We start from the raw sequence: 19,548 nt of genomic DNA, 5'->3' as shown, positions 1-19,548 counted from the left end.
CCGCGTACCGTGAGGATCCCGAGACCCCCTGCGAAGGAGCAGCACATGACCGACACGAGCACACCGGACCCGGACGGTACCGAGAAGGCGGACGGCCTCGGCAAGGACGGCACGATCCCGAACGACCCGGACGGAGTCGCCGCCGGCATCACCGACGAGGACTCGCACTTCAACCCCGAAGAGGACGAGGGCGCCGAGTAGCGCAGCACGACGGAAACCGATCCGAACCGCGAACGACCGCGGTGCGGATCGGTTTCCGTTGTTCGGCGCCGAACCGCACCACCGCACCGTCCGGGCGGGATGTTGCGCGCGCGGTATACCGCGCCGTAGCATCGCCTCACCGCACCACAACCCCACAGGGCCCGACTGCCACCACCGGTCTGCCCGCGGCGAGCGCTCCACCGTTGCAGCCTCCGTCGTCCGCTGCCGGCACTCGCTCCACTGGACCCGCTCGTGAACCCCTCCCCCTTCGGTCTCTACGACCCTGCCCGCGAATCCTCCGACTGCGGCGTCGGCTTCATCACCCGTCTCGACGGGACGCCGAGCCACGACGTCATCCGCAAGGGCGACGAAGCGCTCTGTGCGATCCCGCACCGCGGCGGCAAGTCGGCCGAGGGCGTCGGCGACGGCGCGGGTGTGAGCATCGACCTGTCGGTGGAGTTCTTCAGCGCGATCACCGGCGAGGAGCTGCGCGCCGGCCACTTCGGCGTCGCCAACTGCTTCGTGCCGAGCACCCCCGCCGAGCGCGCGGACGCCGTTCGCACCGTCACCGACGCCATCGAGCACGAGGGCTTCGAGCTCCTCCTGGTCCGCGACGTCCCGGTCGACCACACCGTCGCGCGTCCCGAGGCCGAGCAGTACCAGCTCCCCATCGTGCAGTGGGTCTTCCGCGCGCCGGAGGACTGGACCCGGCAGGACGTCGACGCCGCCGCGAACCGCGCCCTGCTCGCCGTCGAGTCGGTCTCCTACGGCCAGGCAGCCGAGCAGCACGCCGAGCACGCCGCCCTGTACCCGCTGTCCCTCAGCGCCCGCACCCAGATCCTCAAGGGCCGCCTGAACTCCGGCGAGGTCATCGGCTACTTCACGGACCTCCGCGACCCGCGGCACTCGGTGCGGACGCTCTACTTCCACACCCGCTTCTCGACGAACACCGAGCCGCACCCGACGATGGCGCAGCCGTTCCGCCTGATGGCGCACAACGGCGAGCTGAACACGGACCGGAAGAACCGGCTGTCGGACGAGGCCCTCGCGCAGGCCCGCACGCGCAGCATCGTGCGTCCTCCCGGGCAGTCCGACTCCAGCCGCCTCGACCAGACCCTGCAGAGCCGGGTGTTCGACGACGGTCTGGAGATCGTCGAGGCCGTGGTGTCGCTGATGCCGCCGGCGTGGGAGAACGACCACACCCTGACCGACGACGTCCGCGCGATGCTCGAGTACTTCTCCCTGTACGAGGAGAAGAACGACGGACCGGCGGCCGTGATCTTCAGCGACGGCGACGTCGTCGGCGCGCGCCTGGACCGGCTCGGCCTGCGTCCGCTGCGCTCCGTGCAGACCGACGAGTACCTGATGGTGTCGTCCGAGGCCGGCCAGGTCACCGTCCCGGACGCCGAGGTCACGCACCGCGGCCGCATCGAGGCCGGCGGCATGCTCGTCGTCGACCACCGCACCGGCTCGCTGATGCGCACCGGCGAGGTCCTGGAGATGCTCGCCGCCCGCCGGGACTACGGCACGCTGCTCGAGGCTGCCCGGGTGAACCTCGACGACCTCCCCGCGCCCGCGTACGACCGCACCACGTCGACCCTCGGCTACGACGGCGACCTGTCGCTGCAGGGCCGCTACGTGGCGTACTCGCTGAACCAGGAGAGCTTCCGGTTCATGCTCGACCCGATGCTCCAGAACGGGTCGGAGCGGATCTCGGCGATGGGCTACGGCAACGCCATCAACGCGCTCAGCGACACCGAGGGCGGCATGGCGAAGTACTTCTCGCAGCGCTTCGCCCAGGTCACGAACCCGCCACTCGACTCCATCCGCGAGGCCGACGGCATGAGCATGCGGGTCGCACTCGGTGCCAAGCCGGACGGCACCGGCACCGCGACCCGGCAGCTCGTCGTGCAGTCCCCGGTCCTCGGGCACCTCGACATGGTCCGCCTGCGCGACCAGGACATCGTGCCGCTGGAGCGCTTCGACATGCTCTACGTGCCGGTGCTCGGCGACGAGCAGGCGAACGCGGACGCGATGCGGTCCGCCGTCGACGCCCTGAGCAGCGCGGTGGAGCGGTTCGCGAAGGAGACCGGTGGCATCGCCGTGCTCTCCGACCGTGCCGTCTCGTCGACGCACGCGGCCCTGCCGGTGATCCTCGCCGTGGCCGCCGTGAACCAGCGCCTCATCGAGACCGGCTTGCGACTGCGGGTCTCCGTGGTCGCCGAGAGCGGCCAGCTGCCCTCGTCGCACCACGTCGCGACGGCGCTCGGCTTCGGTGCCGCGGCGGTCTACAGCCTCTCCGCGCGGCTCCGTGCCGAGGAGAAGTACCCCGCTGCTGCGGCTCCGGCCGGTGAGTACACCGCGACCGACCAGGCGCTCGCGAAGTTCCGGAAGGCGGCGGAGAAGGCCCTCGCCAAGACCATGGGCCGCGTCGGTCTCTGCACCGCGGAGAGCTACATCGGCGGCGAGTTCTTCGAGCCGAACTACCTCGACACCCGTGACGACCTGTTCGCGACGGTGTTCCCGCACATGGACGCCCCGGTCGGCGGTGTCGGCTTCGCCCGCATCGCGCAGGCGGCGACGGATTGGCACGAGCGCGCCCGGTCGGTACAGGGCGACGCACAGGTGCCGCTCCTCGGCCTGTTCAAGGAGCGCTCGGACGGTGCCGGGCACTCGTTCGGTGTCGCGAGCGTCCGCGGCTTCGGCGGCATGACCGAGGAACGGCCGACCTTCGAGCGCTCCGGCGACTCCGAGGCGCTCCGGCTCCTGACGCTCGGCCAGCTCGACGACGCCTTCGGCATCACGGACGCGGCGTACCGGAACACCGGCTACGACCGCCTCAGTGAGTCCGAGATCGACGACTTCCGCATCACGCCCGGCTACCGGACGTTCCTGCAGACCACGCACGACGAGCGGTCCCGCCGTCCGTCCGCGCTCCGTGACGTGCTCGCGCTGCCGGCGGACGTCACGGGCATCGACACGGCGGAGGACTTCGCCCGCGAGCTCGGCCGGTTCTCCCTGACGGGCAACAGCAGCGTCACGGTGCGCGGGCTGCTCGGCTCGCGTCCGTCTGCTGACGACGAGCAGCCGGGAGGCCCGGAGCGGTTCCGTCTGCAGCTCACGTCGACGGGGTCGCTCGGCACCGAGCGCCACACGGCCCTCGCACACGGGCTCGGCCTGCTCTTCCCCGGCCAGGTGGACGTCGACGCCGTCGACGCCGACCAGGTGACGCTCCGCGCCACCGGCTTCGCCGCGGACCTGCTCGCCCTGCTCGAGAGCGCCCCGGAGAGCGTCGGACTCGACGAGGTCCAGCCGGCCCACGAGATCACCCGCACGTTGGCATCGGGCGCGATGAGCCACGGCGCGCTCGTCGCCACCGCGCACGAGGCGGTGGCGCACGGCACGAACATGGTCGGCGGCATGTCGAACAGCGGCGAGGGCGGCGAGCACCACTCCCGCTACGGCACGATCCGCGGTTCCCGCATCAAGCAGTTCGCCTCGGGCCGGTTCGGCATCTGGGCGGGCTACCTCGCCGACCCGATGCTCGAGGAACTCGAGATCAAGATCGGCCAGGGCGCGAAGCCCGGCGAGGGCGGCCAGCTGCCCGCGCCGAAGGTCACCGTGGACATCGCCGCGGCCCGTGGTGGCACGCCAGGCGTCGAGCTCATCTCCCCGCCGCCGCACCACGACACGTACTCCATCGAGGACCTCGCGCAGCTCATCCACGACTGCAAGGCCGCCCGCGTCCGGGTGATCGTGAAGCTGGTGTCCTCCGAGGGCATCGGCACCATCGCCGTGGGTGTCGCGAAGGCCGGCGCCGACGTCATCAACGTCGCCGGGAACACCGGCGGCACCGGCGCCGCGGCGGTCACGAGCCTGAAGTACGCGGGCCGGTCCGCGGAGATCGGCGTGGCCGAGGTGCACCAGGCCCTCGTCGCGAACGGCCTCCGGCAGAAGGTCACGCTCCGCTGCTCCGGCGCGCACCAGACCGGCTCGGACGTCGTCACGAGCGCGCTGCTCGGCGGCGACTCGTTCGAGTTCGGCACGACCGCGCTGATGATGCTCGGCTGCGTGATGGCGAAGAACTGCAACGTGAAGTGCCCGGCGGGCCTCACCACGAACGCCGAGGCGTTCGAGGGCGACCCCCGCGCGCTCGCGCAGTACCTGCTGAACATCGCGCACGACGTCCGGCAGATCCTCGCCCGCCTCGGCCTGCGCTCCCTGCGCGAGGCCCGCGGGCGCACGGACCTCCTGCAGCTCCTCGACCACCCGGCGAGCGTCGGGCGGCTCGACGTCCGGAACCTGCTCGCGCGGGTGCCGGAGAAGATCGTCACCGACCCGGAGTACCTCGAGAAGGACTTCCGGACCGACGACGCCCTCATCGAGCAGGTCCGCGCCGCGCTCCTGACGCGCCACGAGCACACCCTCACCATCGACGGCGTGCACCTCGGCAACGCGGACAAGTCCGTCGGCGGCCAGTTCGGCATCGACGTCGAGCGCATCCTCAACCACGAGCTCCGCGACGCGTCGTTCGACGACGTGCCCGCGGTCACGACCGACGACCGCGGTCGCCGCCGTCTGGTCGACGGCGCGGTGACGATCCGCACCAGCGGTTCGGCCGGCCAGTCCTACGGCGTCTTCAACAACGACGGTGTCCTGCTCGAGCACACCGGCACCGCGAACGACGGTGTCGGCAAGAGCCAGAGCGGCGGTCGCATCGTGGTCCGCGCGCCCGGTGGCGGCAGCGCCGTCCGCGGCGGCAACGTCCTGATCGGCAACTTCGCGCTGTTCGGCGCGACCGGTGGCCGCACGTTCGTCGAGGGCGAGGCGGGCGACCGCTTCGCCGTCCGGAACTCGGGTGCGACCGCGGTCGTCGAGGGTGTCGGCGACTTCGGCTGCGAGTACATGACGGGCGGCGCGGTGTTCAACCTCGGCGGCTTCGGCAAGGGCCTCGGCAACGGCATGTCCGGCGGGTTCCTCTACCAGTACGACCCGTCCGGCCAGGTCGCGGAGCGTGCCAGCACCGACTCGCTCCTCGTCTTCCCGGTCACCGACACGACGCGGGGCGCCTTCCACGAGGACGCCGCACGGCTGCTCCTCGAGTGGCACCTCGAGGCCACCGGCTCCGAGCTCGCGGGCCGCCTGCTCGCGGACTGGGACACGACCCGGACGCACGTCTTCGTCGGGATGCCCCGCGCGCTCCTGCTCACCCAGGACGCCGAGGCGATCCTCGCCGCAGCGACCCGCAACGAGCTCCTCGACGAGCTGGCCACCTCGACCGCGACCGACAAGCTCCGCGCGTTCAAGGTCGACTACCGCGACCGCCGCACGGTGCTCGACGGCCGCGCCCCGGCGCTCGGCGACCAGGGCGACGACATGTTCTCGCTCCTGTCCTCGTACACGGTGCTCGGCGTCGCCCAGGACCTCGCCCTCGAGCGGGTCCCCGGTGCGACGAGCCCGAACGACCCCCGCGTGGCCGAGGCCGTGAAGAACCTCGTGCTCACCGAGGACTTCTTCGTGAAGCAGCGCGTGGTGAAGTACCTCCGCGGCACCCTCGAGCGGTTCACCGACGACGAGCTCGCGACCCTCATCGCGATCAAGCGCCTCGACGACTACAAGCGTGCGCTCACGCAGCGGAACAACCGCAGCATGGACGCACCCGGAACGACCGGCTGGATCATGCACCAGAACGCCAAGAACGACGGTCGCGTCCGCGCGGCCCGCTTCGACGAGCTGCTCGCGACCGCGGCGCTCGAGGACATCGCCGGCCGTGCACCGCAGGCGCCCGTCGAGGCGGTGACCGCGTGAGCCTCCTGCCCCCGACCGGTTCGCTGATCCCGGTCGACGCCCCGTTCTCCGCCGCGCAGGAGTCCTGGCTCGCCGGGTTCATCGCGGGCATCGCCGCCGCGGGCAAGAAGTCCGCCGCACCGGCACCGACGACGACGATCGACGTGCTGTTCGGCACCCAGACGGGCAACGCGGAGTTCCTCGCGGACCAGCTCGTCGCCGGCGCGAAGGCCCGCGGGCTCGGCGGGCGGACCACCGCGCTCGACGACGTCTCCCCCGAGCAGCTCGCCGGGATGTCGCACGTGCTCGTCGTCACCTCGACGTACGGCGAGGGCGAGATGCCCGACAACGCCGGTCTGTTCTGGGACGCGGTCCAGGCGAGCACGGTGCCGCGCCTGGAGGGCCTGCAGTACGCCGTCCTCGGGCTCGGCGACACGAGCTACGACGAGTTCTGCCAGGCCGGCAAGCTCATCGACACCCGCTTCGAGCAGCTCGGCGCGACCCGCGTGCACGAGCGTGTGGACTGCGACGTCGACTTCGAGGACCCCGCTGCGCTCTGGACCGCAGCCGTCCTCGACCGCATCGCCGCGGAGACCGGCGCCCAGCCGGGCGGGACCCAGGCTGGCGGAGCCGGCCCCACGACCACCGCAGCCGACGGGGCGGGCGCGAGCCGTGCCTCCCGGCCGGGTTCCCAGTGGAACAAGCGCAACCCGTACCGTGCCCGCCTGGTGGAGAACCGGCTGCTCTCCGACCCGCGCAGCGCGAAGGAGATCCGGCACTACGAGTTCGACCTCGGCGACAGCGGCATCACGTACGCGGCCGGCGACGCCCTCGCCGTCGTGCCCCTGAACGACGGCGGACTCGTCACCGAACTACTGACGCACCTCGGTGCCACCGGCGACGAGGTGTTCGACGGCGTCGCGGTGCGCGAGCTGCTGCGCACCGACCGCGAGATCCGGACGCCGTCGAAGGACCTCATCGCGGACCTGGTCCAGCGCGCCCCGTCGAGCGAGCTCGCCGCGGTCGTCGCGCACGGTGACAAGCACGAGCTGGACCGGTGGCTGTGGGGTCGGGACGTCCTCGACCTGCTCCGCGACGCCGGGTCCACCGCACCGGGACTCGACGAGCTGCTGCCGTTCCTCCGGCCGCTGCAGGCGCGGCAGTACTCGATCTCCTCGAGCCCGCTCGCGCACCCGGACCGCATCCACCTCACGATCGCGTCGGTGCGGTACGGCGACGTGAACCGCCGGCACTCCGGCGTCGCGTCGACGCACCTGGCGGACCGCGTCGAGGTCGGTGACGAGGTCGGGATCTACCTGCAGCCGAACGCCGCGTTCAGCGTGCCGGCCGACGACGACGCGCCGCTGATCATGGTCGGCCCCGGCACCGGCATCGCGCCGTTCCGCGGGTTCCTGCACGAGCGTGCTTCCCGCGGGGCCGCCGGGCACAACTGGTTGTTCTTCGGCGACCAGCACCGCGACACCGACTTCGTCTACCGCGACGAGCTCACCGAGCTGCAGGAGTCCGGGGTGCTCACCCGCCTCGACCTGGCGTTCTCGCGCGACCAGGCGGAGAAGGTCTACGTGCAGACGCGGATGCGCGAGCAGTCGGCGGAGCTCTACCGGTGGCTCGAGGCCGGCGCGACCTTCACGGTGTGCGGCGACGCGTCCCGGATGGCGAAGGACGTCGAGTCGGCGCTCCTCGCGGTGATCGCCGAGCAGCGCGGCGCGGGCGACGACGACGCTGCGGAGTACCTGGCGGACATGCGCCGCGCGAAGCGCTACGTGCGCGACGTGTACTGAGCGGGCGCGGCGGCGCCCGTCCCACCGTGTCCGGGACCTCGCACGGTGCGCGTTCTGTCCCGGCGGACGCCGTCCCGCCGTGTGGAACCCGAATCCTCGGGCGGGGCGGCGTCCTGAGACCGCACGGAGTGTGCGAGAGCCCCCTGATCCGGGTCTCTCGAACCCACGTGGCGCCCTGAGCCGACGTGGGGAAGCACGCCGAACGGTCTCTGGACAATGTACGGGAAGTGCACACCCTCCCGGTACCCGTTGACCGAGGTACTACGCCGTGCTATGTATTCGCGTTCGCGGCGTTCGCGTTGGCGGCGTTCGTGTTCGCGCCCGGAGTGACCGCACGCGACCACGGGGAGTCCTCGCCGACGCTGGTGTCCGGCGGCTCCGGCGTCAGGACGAGACCCGATCCCGAGGCCGCCGAGGCGTACAGCTGGTCGAGCCACGACCGGTTGATCGAGGGGATCCGGCCGCCGGCGAACTTGAAGTGCAGGCTGGCGTTCGGGTGCAGCCAGACGCTGCTCCGGCCGTCTCCGTGCGTCGCGTCGTCCTTCCACGAGAACAGGAAACGGTGGTCGCGACGGAGCATGTTCACGATGACGACCTGCAGGTGCGTCAGGGCGCGGTCGTCGATGTGGAGGTCGAGTGCCTCCCCGGCGTAGATGAGCTGGCCCATGCGTCTGTCTACTCCGTCCGGCCGCGTGCGGACCGCGACCACACCGGACGGGAGGCGCGGGGCACGACCGCCCCGCGCGTCACGCCGTCGGGGAGGTCGGCTCGTAGTGCCGTGCGCCGCCGAGCACGCCGGCGAACCGGAACGGGGCCGCCGTGACGCGCGGGCGCTCGGTGTCCTCACTCGTCGCCGCACCGGCCGCGTGCAGCTCCCGGTACTCCGCCACGGTCAGCGGGACGCGCGCGTCGAGGTCGGCGCGGACGGCACCGTCCCGACGGTGGTTCCGGTAGTCGTCCCGCACGACGCCGGTGATGAGCTCACCGACGCTGCCCGAGCCGTAGCTGAACATCCCGATGCGCGCCCCGGCCAGGTCGTCGTCGAGGTCGAGGAGGGCCGCGAGGGCGATCCAGAGCGACGCCGTGTACGTGTTGCCGACCTGGCGGTTGTAGGTGAAGCCGGTCACGAGCTCGGTCTCGTCGAACTCCGCACCGACGTGCTGGGTGAGCTTCCGGTGCGCCTTGAGCGCCATCTTCGTGAAGGGCTGGTGGTGCACGAAACGGTCGATGTCCGCGTACGCGGGACCGCCCCGCGCCGCGAGGTCGTCCCACGCGCCGAGGAACGCGTCCACGTAGGCGCTCACGGACAGGCGTCCGTCGACGAGCGCGGTGGAGCGGTCGTTCGGCCGCCAGAAGTCGTCGACGTCGGCGGTGAAGAGCCCGGCGACCGGCTCGATCTCGATGAGGTCGGGATCGGCGCTCACCAGGATCGCGACCGCGCCGGCGCCCTGCGTCGGCTCGGCGGCGGTGTCGACGTCGTAGCGGGCGACGTCGGCGGCGATGACGAGCACGCGCTCCCGGGGATCGCGCGCGACGATGCCGAGTGCGAGCTGGAGCGCGGCCGTCCCGCCGTAGCAGGCCTGCTTCAGCTCGACCGTGCGGACGTTCTGCGGGAGCCCGAGGAGCCCGTGCACGAAGACGCCGGCGGCCTTGGACTGGTCGATGCCCGACTCGGTCGCGAAGAGCACCGTGCGGATGCCCTCGACGCCGTGCCGGTCCACGACCTGCTTCGCCGCTGCGGCGCCCATCGTGACGATGTCCTCGTCAGGAGCGGGCACGCTGAAGGCGTCCTGCCCGATGCCGACGTGGTACTTCGCCGGGTCCACCCCGAGCTGCACCGCGAGGTCGTCGAGCTCGAGCACGTGGTGCCCGGTCGCGACCGCGATGTCGTGGATGCCGATGCCGGTCATGCTGCGTCGCCCTTCTTGCCGCCGCGCTCCATGGCGACGTGTGCCGCCATCAGCTCGCCGGGGTTCGTCTGCGCGGCGAGCAGGGACAGCTCACCGCAGAGGACCGTCGCGGCGCAGAGTGCCGCCAGTCGACGGGCGTTCGCGCCGGGCTCGCGGTCCTCACGGCAGCCGAGACGCACCAGGGCGTCCTCGACGACGGGCAGGTCGTTGCCCTTGCCGTTGCCGACCGTGCCGACGATGAGGTGCGGCAGCGAGCACGAGAAGTACAGGTCGTCGCCACGGGCTTCGGCGAACGTGATGCCCTGCGAGCCCTCGACGATGTTCGCGGCGTCCTGCCCGGTGGCCAGGTAGAAGCCGAGGAGCATGTTCGCGTAGTGCGCGTTCGCCGAGCGGAGTGCCCCGGCGATCGTGGACCCGACCAGGTTCTTCGCGGTGTTCAGGTCGACGATGCGCTCGGTCGAGGACTTGAGGAACCGCTCGACGACCATGCCGGGCAGGACGATCTCGGCGATGGTGTTCCGCCCGCGGCCACGGATGCCGTTCACCGCGGTGGCCTTCTTGTCGGAGCAGAAGTTCCCGGAGATCGACACGTAGGACAGCTCCGGCTCCCACGCCAGGATCGTCGGCAACAGCGTGTCAGCGGCCTGCGTCACCATGTTGTGGCCCGAGGCGTCGCCCGTGGTGAACGCGAAGCGCAGGAACAGCAGGTCCCCGACGATCTCCGGGTGCACCTCGATGAGCTTGGCGAACCGGCTCTGCCCGACGACGACCTGCTCGAGCTCGGCCTGGCGCGCAAGGATCCGACCCGTGGCCATGTGCGCAGCAGCAGCGCTCGAGGCCCGCACGACGACCGACCGGGTCATCCGCTCGTCGACCACCGTCGCGACGATGCCGCCCTCGACCATGCGCGAGATGCGGGCACCGCGGCCGACGGATGGCCACAGCGGCGATTCGTACGTGGCGAGCGGGACTTCGTGCTCGCCCTCGACCGCGTTGCCGCTGACCCGGAGCGGACCGACCCACCGGGTCGGGATCGGGGTCTGCGTGATCGTCTTGTCGTTCATTTCGCAGTGCTCATTCGATGGGGCCTTCCGGGGGTTGCACGGCGATGGTGAGGTGCCGGATGTCGTGTGCCTCCCACTCGCGGAGGATCCCGGCGGAGTCGCTCTCCGCGGGGACGAGCGCGATGCCGCAGTCGCCGCCACCGGCGCCCGACGGCTTCGCCGCCCCGCCGGCGCGCTCGACGACGTCGCACAGGGTGGTGAGCCGTTCGGTCTCGATGACCGACCCGACGGAGTCACCGAGACGCTGCATCAGCCCGCGGGCGCGCCGCAGGGCGTCCAGGGTGCGTTCGGTGTCGCCGGTCTGGAGGCCCGTGGTCAGGTCGTCGACGCAGGCCCGGCTGTCGTCGAGGAACGTCGCGTACCCGCCGTTGCGGTGCCGCCGCACCACGCCCACGAGCTTCGTGGTGGACGCCGGCGAACCGGTCCAGCCGACGAGCAGGCGCAGGTGCTCCGGCGCCGGGAGTCGCTGGACGTCGAATCCCTCCCACGCGGCCGCGTCGTGCAGGACGTCCGACACGGTGCGGTCGTCGAGCTGCGCCGCGAGGTGCTCGCGGTCCGGCGCGCTGTACCGCAGCCAGCCGCCGAAGGTGCTCGCCGCGAGGTCCCCGCCGGACGCCCGGGGGTTCACCCGGATCGTCGCGAGGAGCGCCACCTGGAAGCGCTGGCGCTGCGAGAGGCCGAGCCCGTAGAAGCGGTCGAGCGCCCCGACGGTGGCGACCGTGACGGCGGCGGAGGAGCCGAGCCCGAACTTCCGCCCGCTGGCGTCGTCGAGCTGGCTGGAGATCCGGAGGTCGTGGAACCGCGGCTCGATGCCGAGCTCGGCGCGGAGCTTCTCGACGAGGTCGATCGTCGCCATCACGTAGTCGTACGGGTGGTGCTCGCGGTCGAGGGCCAGGCCGTCCTCCGCGCGGGTCCACGTCAGCGGCAGGTGCCCGTACTCCTCGGAGTGCACGCTGCCGGCACCGTGGCCCTCGGCGACGCGGGCCGTGATGGCGCGGTCGAGCGCGATGATCACGGACGGCTGCCCCGGTTCGACGACGGCGTACTCCCCCGCGACGAACAATTTGCCGTGGGCACGGAACTCGATCACTCGGCGGACTCCTTCTGGTCGGGGTGCTGGTGCTCCCCCGTTCCTTCGGAGCGGATCACGCGCGCGGCTGGTCCGGTGTCCGTGCTGGTGCTCGCTCTCGCCTGCTCGCCTTCGGAGCGGATCACGCGGGCGGCTGGTCCGGTGCCGGACTCGATGACGTCGCCCAGGTGCGCGAGCGCGGTGGCCGCGGCGCTGCGGTCTTCGGGCTTCGTGAGGACGACGACGTTCGGCCCGGCGTCGGCGGTCGCGTACGCCTCGAGCCCGGCGGCGCGGAGTTCCGCGACGGCGTCGAACACCGCCACGCTCCGGGCGGTCAGGTAGCGGATCGGCGGGAACGCGCCCTCGATCGTGGCGTGCATCCGGAGCGCGTTGCTCTCGGTGAGTTCGCCGATGCGCGTGAAGTCCCCGGCGGCGCAGGCGACGAGCATGTCGCCGACGGTCTCGGTCGTGGAGGACACCCACGCCGGGTAGAAGGGCGAGGTCGCGATGGTGCGGCGCATCGCCTCGCGGGAGCCGATCGCCTTCGGGCCGTCGTTGATCGTCACGACGACCATGGCCATCGGCGGCGCCGGGATCGTCTCGGCGTAGGAGCCGTGGTCGTCGCCGGCGTGCCACACCGACACCCCGCCGGGGATGGACCGCGTGGCCGACCCCGAACCGCGCCGCGCGAGCCGGCTGAGGTCACGCTCGGACAGGTCGAGCCCGTAGGCCGCGGCCGCGGCGGTGGCCAGCGCCGCGAAGCCCGACGCGCTGGACGCCAGGCCGGCACCTGTCGGCACCGTGTTCGTCGACTCCACGCGCGCACGCGCATCGGACCCTGCCAGCCGCCGGACGATGTCGAGGAACCGTTCGACGCGGGTGAGCGCACCGTCCTCGACGACGTGACCGTTCAGGACGAACGCATCCCGCGCCTCCCGGCCGTCGACCAGCGTCACGGAGGTGGTCGTCGGGAAGACGTCGAGGCCCATCGAGACGCTGCCCGTCGCGGGCAGCGCGAGGTCGGCGTCCGCCTTGCCCCAGTACTTCACGAGCGCGATGTTGGGGTGCGCGACGGCGGTGGCTGTGCTCAAGCGCGGTCTCCGATCCGAGTGGTCCAGGTGGCGGTGGCACCGGCGTCGCGCAGTGCGACGGCGATGCGTTCCGCGTGCTCGCCGTCGGCGGCGAGTGCGAGGACACAACCGCCCCGACCACCGCCGGTGAGCTTCGCGCCCAGGGCGTCCGCGCTGCGTGCGGCGCCGACGAGCCGGTCGAGGTCGTCACTCGACACGTCGAGGGAGATGAGCAGTTCGTGCGCGGCGTCCATCGTGGCACCGAGTGCCTGGGCGTCGCCGTCGACGAGTGTCCCCCGGGCCCGCCTGGCCAGGGCGCCGATCTGCGCGACGACCGCGTCGACGTTCTCCGGGTCGCGGTCGTGGTGCTCGCGGACGGCGGCCACGGCTTCGCGCGTGTGCCCGGGGACGCCGGTGTCGGCGACGACGAAGACGAACTCGCCGGTGAGCTCGACGGGCTCGATGCGGCCGCCCTCGAACCAGACCGGGACGTCGGCGACGACCCCGCGTGCGTCGAGTCCGGACGGGCGGCCGTGCGCGACGCGCTCGCACTCCTGGATGAGCTCGTGGTGGGTCTCGACGTCGAGCGTGACGCCGAGGGCGTCGGCGACCGCAGCAGTGACGGCGGCGGCGACCGCGGCGCTCGAGCCCATTCCCCTGGCGGTGGGGACGTCGCTGTCGACACGGACGTGGAAGTGCTGGTCGGTGGAGCCGAGGTGCCGGAGCGTCGCGGTGACGGCCGTGACCGTCGGCATCACGGCGGCGGGGGCGAGGTCGAGGGGGCCGGTGTGCACCGTGGACTCGAGGCGGTGACCGTGCCCAGATGCGCTGATCGGGGTGACCGTCGCGGTGACGCGGACGTCGTTCACCGGCAGCACGAGCGCGGGTGCGCCGTACACCACGGCGTGCTCGCCGATCAAGATCGTCTTGCCGTGGGACGACGAGGTACCGACTCGGTTGGTCGCTGATCGTGCCGTGGCTGGGTGGTTGCTGGTCATCGTTGGTGAGGCCAGCCTAACCGGCTCGCTGCGGACCCGCTCAGCCGAGACGCTTCCGGACCTGCTCGCCCGAGGCGCTTCCGTCCCGCTCAGCCGAGGCGCTTCCGTCGCCGGTCGGCCGTGGCGATGACCACCGCGACGACGAGCGCGCCGAGCACGAGCGCCGCGCCGCCGATCCAGACGGCGGTCCCGACGCCGAGCGCGGCACCGAGCAGGGCCAGGGTCACGCCGTTGCCGGTGCGGAGCCCGCTGCCGAACATGTTGTAGACGCCGACGACCCGGCCGCGCTGTTCGACGGGGGCGCGGAGCTGCACCACGGCCTGGCCGATCGAGGTGCTCGCCATGTTCGCGACCCCGCCGAGGAACAGCACGATCACCGCGACGGCGAAGCTGCCGGTGAGGGCGACGGCCGCGGTGGTCGCGCCGAAGAGCATCGTCGTCACGATCACCACGCGGGTGTTCGGCTTCAGGGCACCGGTGGCCTCGAGGAGGAAGCCGCCGAGGACCCCGCCGGCACCGTTGGCGAAGAGGAGCACCCCGTACCCGAGGCCGGCGCTGCCCGCGCCGAGGGCGTCTGCGAACGACGGGATCGACACCTGCAGGGACCCGCCGACGCAGAGTGCGACGAGCCCGGCGAGGACGATCATCGCGACGAGCACCCGGTCGTTCCCGACGTCGCGGAGCGTGCGGAAGCCGTCGACGATCGTCAGTCGCGCCCTGTGGACGTAGCCGCTCCGGGTGTGGCCGGTGTACGGCGTCCGGAGCATCAGGAACGTCATCGGCAGGTAGAAGAGCACGTTCGCGAAGATCCCCCACGTCGACCCGAGGCCGAGCAGCAGCGCCGACCCGACGACCGGCCCGGCCAGCACCCCGAGGCTCCGGAACGTGGCGTTCATCCGCACGGCGCCGGGCAGCTCCGCCGGCTCCGCGTAGTCGTGCAGGAGCAGCTGCTCCGCCGGGGCCCAGAGCGCGCCGGCGCAGCCGTGCAGGACGAGGAGCACGCACGCTTCCCACACCTGCAGGGTGCCGGTGAGGAACAGCACGCCCCAGCAGACCGAGACGAGCATGAACAGGCCCTGCGCGATCTGGATGAGCCGGCGGCAGTCGTACTTCTCCGCGAGCCCGCCGAACCACACGGACAGCAGCAGGAACGGCAGCCAGTGGCTGATGACCTCGAAGCCGACCAGGGCCGGCGAGTGGAACTCCTGCCAGAGCACCCAGTAGGTGATGACGTGCTCGATGTTGTCGCCCATCATCGACAGCCCGGCGCTGAAGAGGTACGGGCGGGAGTGCCGGTCGCGGAGCGCCGCGAACCGGCGGGGAGCGACGGCGACGGGGGCGTCGGCGGTCATTCCAGAACGGTACCAACTGCCGGACACCTAGGCTGGCCGGATGCGTTCGTTCGAGTCCGGCGTCCACGACGTCGACGGCGTCCCCGTGTTCCACCGCCGCCGGGCCGCCGCGGTGCCCGACGCGCCGCGCGTCGTGCTCCTGCACGGCGGGGTGTCCGACGGCCGGGTGTTCGACGACCTCGCCGCGGCGCTCCCCGAGACGCTCGAGGTCTGGACGTACGACCGGCGAGGCCACGGCCGGACACCCGACACCGACGCCCCGCTCGGGTTCGACGACATGGTCGCCGAGGCCGCCACGCTCATCACCGACCGCATCGGTGCACCCGTCCACGTCGTCGGGCACAGCGACGGCGCGAACACCGCGCTCCTGCTCGCGGTCAGGCACCCGGCGCTCGTCGCCTCGGTCACCGCCTTCTCGGGCAACCTCGACCCGTCCGGGTACGTCGAGGGCACCGTGACCGTGGACGACCTCGACGCGGCGATCGGGGACGACTGGGCCACGATCGCACCGCACGACCGGGCGTACTTCCGGACCGTGGCGGCGAAGACGATCGAGCTGTGGCTCACAGAGCCCCGGATGACGACCGACGACGTCGCCAGGATCTCCGCGCCGGTGCTCGTCGCCGTGGGGGCGCGTGACGTCATCCGGCCCGAGCACACCCGCGCGATCGCGGAGGCGATCCCGGGAGCGCGACTGGTTGTCGTCCCGGACACCGGCCACATGCTCGTCGCGGACGAGGCCGCTGCCTGCGCCGCCCTCGTCGAGGAGACGGTCGCCCGCGCGCGCTGACACCGCCGCGATCGGTTGTGCACAACTGAGTTGCGTGCGATGCTTGAGGCATGCCGGTGACCGACGAGATGGTGTGCTTCTCCCTCTACGCGGCGACCCGCGCCACCACCCAGGCGTACCGCACGATGCTCGAGCCGTGGGGGCTGACGTACCCGCAGTACCTCGTCCTCGTGACCCTCTGGGTCGAGGGCGACCAGACCGTCTCCGGCCTCGGCGACCACCTGCAGCTCGACTCCGGCACCCTGTCGCCCCTGCTCCGCCGCATGGAGCAGTCCGACCTGGTCCGCCGTGAGCGCCGCAGCACCGACGAGCGCGTCGTCACCGTGACGATCGGCGAGCGCGGGCGTTCCCTGCGCGCCGAGCTCGCGGACATCCCCGCGCGGATCGCCGCCGGCACCGGTCTGCCCGACGCCGACGCGGCAGCAGAACTCATCGCGACCCTGCAGCGTCTGACCGAGACGATGCACGCAGCAGCGCAGCCAGCCGGCAGCACCCCCGCAGCACGCAGCTGACCAACGAAGCCCCACGAAGGAAGGAACACCATGGACGTCCTCTACACCGCCGAGGCACTCTCCACCGGCGCCGGCCGCGACGGCCGCGTCGCCACCAGCACCGGATCGTTCGAGCTCGACCTCGCGATCCCGAAGGAGATGGGCGGCTCCGGCAACGGCACCAACCCCGAGCAGCTCTTCGCCGCCGGGTACGCCGCGTGCTTCCACTCCGCACTGCAGGGCGTCGCCCGCGCGAAGAAGGTCAAGATCGACGAGTCGTCCGTCGGCGGCCGCGTCCAGATCGGCCCGAACGGTGAGGGCGGCTACCAGCTCGCCGTGCTGCTCGAGGTCGTCCTGCCCGGCATCGAGCACGACGAGGCCCAGGCGCTCGCAGACGCCGCGCACCAGGTGTGCCCCTACTCGAACGCGACGCGCGGCAACATCGACGTCACGATCACCGTCTCGGAGGACTAGTCCATGACCGACACCACCCCCACCACCATGCGCGCCGTCGTCCACGACACCTTCGCAGAGCCGGCCGAGGTCCTGCACGTCGAGGAGCGCCCGGTCCCCACGCCCGGCGCCGGCGAGGTCCTGGTCCGCACGGTCCTCTCCCCCATCCACAACCACGACCTCTGGACCGTCCGCGGCACGTACGGCTTCAAGCCGGAGCTGCCCGCCGCGTCGGGCACCGAGGCGCTCGGCGTCGTCGAGGCCCTCGGTGAGGGCGTCACGAACCTGCGGGTCGGCCAGCGCGTCGCCGGCGGCGCCTTCGGCGTCTGGGCCGAGTACTACACCGCGAACGCCGCCGGGCTGGTCCCGGTGCCGGACGCGATGACCGACGAGGCCGCCAGCCAGCTCGTCTCGATGCCGTTCAGCGCGATCAGCCTGCTGCACTCGCTCGACCTGCAGGAGGGCGACTGGCTCATCCAGAACGCCGCGAACGGTGCCGTCGGCCGCATGGTCGCCCAGCTCGGCGCGGCCCGCGGGATCAACGTCATCGGCCTGGTGCGTCGCGCCGCCGGTGTCGAGGAGCTCCGCGGCCAGGGCATCGAGCGCATCGTCGCCACCGACGCCGAGGACTGGAAGGACCAGGTCACCGCGATCACCGGTGGCGCCCCGATCGTCGCCGGCGTCGAGTCCGTCGGCGGGAAGGCCGCCGGCGACATCGCGTCCGTCCTGGGCGAGAACGCGACGCTCGTCGTCTTCGGCGCGATGGCCTCACCGACGCTCGAGATCCCGTCCGGCAAGGTCATCTTCGGCCAGCTGACCGTGAAGGGCTTCTGGGGCAGCGTGGTCTCCAAGACCATGCCGTCCGAGACGAAGCAGCAGCTGTTCGGCGAGCTCATCACGCGGGTCCTCGACGGCTCGCTGACGCTCCCCGTCGCCGAGACCTTCGCGTTCGAGGACGTCCAGGACGCGGTCCGCGCCTCGGACACCGCCGGCCGGGTCGGCAAGGTCCTGTTGCGCCCGTAGCGCGACCAGAAGACGGACGGGAGGCCCGGTGCCAGCTGGCACCGGGCCTCCCGTCTGCGTCTCAGCGCGTCAGCGACGCGCCTTCTTCTGCGGGACCGTGAAGATGTTGCCGGTGGTGACGCCCTCTTCGACGTCCTCGAGCGTGCGGCCACGGCTCTCCGGGACGAACTTCCAGATGAAGAGCAGAGCCAGGACACCGACGGCCGCGAAGCCGAAGAAGGTGCCGGTGATGCCCGTCGCCGCGACGATCGTCGGGAAGAACAGCCCGAGCAGCGCGTTCGCGATCCAGAGGCAGAACACCGAGATGCCCATGCCGAGCGCACGGATCTGGGTCGGGAAGATCTCGGAGAGCAGCACCCACACGGCGATGTTGAGGAACGTCTGCATGGAGCCGACGAACGCGACGACCAGGAACAGGATCACCCACGGGCGTGCGGGGTTGCCGTCGGGCAGTGCCATCGAAGCGATGCCGATCAGGAAGTGGCACACCGTCGTCAGCGAGAACCCGATGATCAGGGTGGTCCGCCGGTTGATCTTCTCCATGTTGGTGATCGCGATCACGCCACCGACGACGGCGATGACGCCGGGTGCGATGTTGGCGATGAGCGCTGCAGAGGCCTGGAAGCCGGACTCGATGAGCACCGTCTGGCCGTAGTACATGATCGAGTTGATGCCGGTGAGCTGCTGCGCGACGCCGAGACCGGCGCCGATGAGCACGATGCGGATCAGCCACTTGTTGCCGAGCATGGTGCGCCAGCCGCTCTGCCGCTGGACGTTCGCCTCGAACTCGTTCGTCCGCTTGATGTCGTCGAGCTCGGCACTCGCCCGCTCCGACGACCGGACCTGCTGCAGCACCGCGAGGGCCTCGTCGTTGCGGCCCTTCGACGCGAGCCACCGGGGCGATTCCGGCACCCGGAGCATGCCGACGAACAGCGCGATCGCGGGCAGGGCGCAGACGGCGAGCATGACGCGCCAGACGCCGTTGCCCTCGCCCCAGATGGTCCCGATGAACGCGTTCACCACGAACGCCGCGAGCTGACCGATGACGATCATGAGCTCGTTGCGCCCGGACAGTGAACCGCGGATCTCGTAGGGGGCGAGTTCGGCGAGGAACACCGGCACGACGGTCGATGCACCACCGACCGCCAGGCCGAGGAGCACGCGGCCGACCACCATCACGCCGAAGACCGGGGCGAACACGCAGGTCAGGGTGCCGACGAAGAAGACCACGGCGAGCGCGATGATCGTCTTGCGACGACCCCAGCCGTCCGCGATGCGACCGCCGAGCATCGCGCCGATCGCGGCCCCGAACAGCAGCGAGCTGGTGACGATGCCCTCGGTGAGGTTCGTCAGGCCGAGCTCCTGCTTCATGGGCAGGAGCGCGCCGTTGATCACGCCGGTGTCGTACCCGAAGAGCAGGCCGCCGAACGTGGCCACCAGGGCGAGCACGCCGAGACGGCGGCGGTAGGGGCCGGTGCCGAGCGGGGGGAGCGTCGTACTCGGGGATGTCGGCTTGATGTCGACCATCGGGTGACTCC

Annotated in this window: 15 protein-coding genes; 7 read left to right on the top strand and 8 right to left on the bottom strand. The window is 71.6% G+C overall.

Annotated features, from left to right (window positions below; translation table 11 throughout):
• Positions 1-45 precede the first annotated feature (45 nt).
• The 3 genes from EDF24_RS19100 (at position 46) to EDF24_RS06580 (ending at position 7,790) form a co-directional block, all read left to right on the top strand.
• Positions 46-201 (top strand): hypothetical protein, encoded by a 156-nt coding sequence (locus EDF24_RS19100; RefSeq protein WP_165931413.1) that lies wholly within the window; start codon positions 46-48, stop codon positions 199-201.
• A 252-nt stretch (positions 202-453) separates the two neighbouring features.
• Complete coding sequence (locus tag EDF24_RS06585; protein ID WP_123701686.1) at positions 454-6,009, top strand: glutamate synthase-related protein; 5,556 nt, start codon at positions 454-456, stop codon at positions 6,007-6,009.
• Entirely contained in the window at positions 6,006-7,790 is a 1,785-nt protein-coding gene (locus EDF24_RS06580) for a sulfite reductase subunit alpha (RefSeq protein WP_123701684.1), read from the top strand. The genes EDF24_RS06585 and EDF24_RS06580 overlap by 4 nt, the downstream gene beginning before the upstream one ends.
• Before the next feature lie 271 nt (positions 7,791-8,061).
• Here the strand turns inward: EDF24_RS06580 and EDF24_RS06575 are convergent, their stop codons facing one another.
• From EDF24_RS06575 to EDF24_RS06545, 7 genes are all read right to left on the bottom strand, one after another.
• Entirely contained in the window at positions 8,062-8,457 is a 396-nt protein-coding gene (locus EDF24_RS06575) for an ATP-dependent DNA ligase (protein WP_123701682.1), read from the bottom strand.
• Between the two features lie 79 nt (positions 8,458-8,536).
• On the bottom strand, positions 8,537-9,700 hold the full coding sequence (locus tag EDF24_RS06570) for a hydroxymethylglutaryl-CoA synthase (RefSeq protein WP_123701681.1): 1,164 nt from the start codon (positions 9,698-9,700) through the stop codon (positions 8,537-8,539).
• Entirely contained in the window at positions 9,697-10,764 is a 1,068-nt protein-coding gene (locus tag EDF24_RS06565) for a hydroxymethylglutaryl-CoA reductase (RefSeq protein ID WP_123655839.1), read from the bottom strand. The genes EDF24_RS06570 and EDF24_RS06565 overlap by 4 nt, the downstream gene beginning before the upstream one ends.
• A 10-nt stretch (positions 10,765-10,774) precedes the next feature.
• The gene (locus EDF24_RS06560) at positions 10,775-11,854 is read right to left on the bottom strand and encodes a phosphomevalonate kinase (RefSeq protein ID WP_123655840.1); all 1,080 of its coding nucleotides are present in this window, start codon (positions 11,852-11,854) and stop codon (positions 10,775-10,777) included.
• Positions 11,851-12,924: a diphosphomevalonate decarboxylase gene (gene mvaD / locus EDF24_RS06555; protein WP_123701679.1), complete on the bottom strand. Its 1,074-nt coding sequence runs from the start codon at positions 12,922-12,924 to the stop codon at positions 11,851-11,853. The genes EDF24_RS06560 and mvaD overlap by 4 nt, the downstream gene beginning before the upstream one ends.
• On the bottom strand, positions 12,921-13,901 hold the full coding sequence (mvk, locus tag EDF24_RS06550; protein WP_123701677.1) for a mevalonate kinase: 981 nt from the start codon (positions 13,899-13,901) through the stop codon (positions 12,921-12,923). Before mvk ends, mvaD begins: the two co-directional genes overlap by 4 nt.
• Before the next feature lie 89 nt (positions 13,902-13,990).
• A complete protein-coding gene (locus EDF24_RS06545) occupies positions 13,991-15,253 on the bottom strand; it encodes an MFS transporter (protein ID WP_123655843.1) in 1,263 nt (420 codons plus the stop codon).
• A gap of 40 nt (positions 15,254-15,293) precedes the next feature.
• On the opposite strand from EDF24_RS06545, the gene EDF24_RS06540 reads away from it, so the two are divergent.
• Genes EDF24_RS06540 through EDF24_RS06525 form a run of 4 tightly spaced genes read left to right on the top strand, consistent with a single transcriptional unit; the run spans position 15,294 to position 18,010 of the window.
• Positions 15,294-16,043 (top strand): alpha/beta fold hydrolase, encoded by a 750-nt coding sequence (locus EDF24_RS06540; protein ID WP_123701675.1) that lies wholly within the window; start codon positions 15,294-15,296, stop codon positions 16,041-16,043.
• A 50-nt stretch (positions 16,044-16,093) separates the two neighbouring features.
• Positions 16,094-16,555: a MarR family winged helix-turn-helix transcriptional regulator gene (locus EDF24_RS06535; protein WP_185017450.1), complete on the top strand. Its 462-nt coding sequence runs from the start codon at positions 16,094-16,096 to the stop codon at positions 16,553-16,555.
• A 30-nt stretch (positions 16,556-16,585) separates the two neighbouring features.
• A complete protein-coding gene (locus tag EDF24_RS06530; RefSeq protein WP_123701673.1) occupies positions 16,586-17,008 on the top strand; it encodes an organic hydroperoxide resistance protein in 423 nt (140 codons plus the stop codon).
• Between the two features lie 27 nt (positions 17,009-17,035).
• Positions 17,036-18,010, top strand: a complete 975-nt coding sequence (locus EDF24_RS06525; protein ID WP_165931430.1) for a zinc-binding dehydrogenase — start codon at positions 17,036-17,038, stop codon at positions 18,008-18,010.
• 69 nt (positions 18,011-18,079) lie between these two features.
• Here EDF24_RS06525 and EDF24_RS06520 read toward each other — a convergent pair whose 3' ends face one another.
• Positions 18,080-19,537, bottom strand: a complete 1,458-nt coding sequence (locus EDF24_RS06520; protein WP_123655847.1) for a sugar porter family MFS transporter — start codon at positions 19,535-19,537, stop codon at positions 18,080-18,082.
• Positions 19,538-19,548 lie beyond the last annotated feature (11 nt).

This window comes from Curtobacterium sp. PhB130, assembly GCF_003755165.1.
GTDB lineage: Bacteria > Actinomycetota > Actinomycetes > Actinomycetales > Microbacteriaceae > Curtobacterium.
This window is presented reverse-complemented; position numbering and strand designations above follow the sequence as displayed.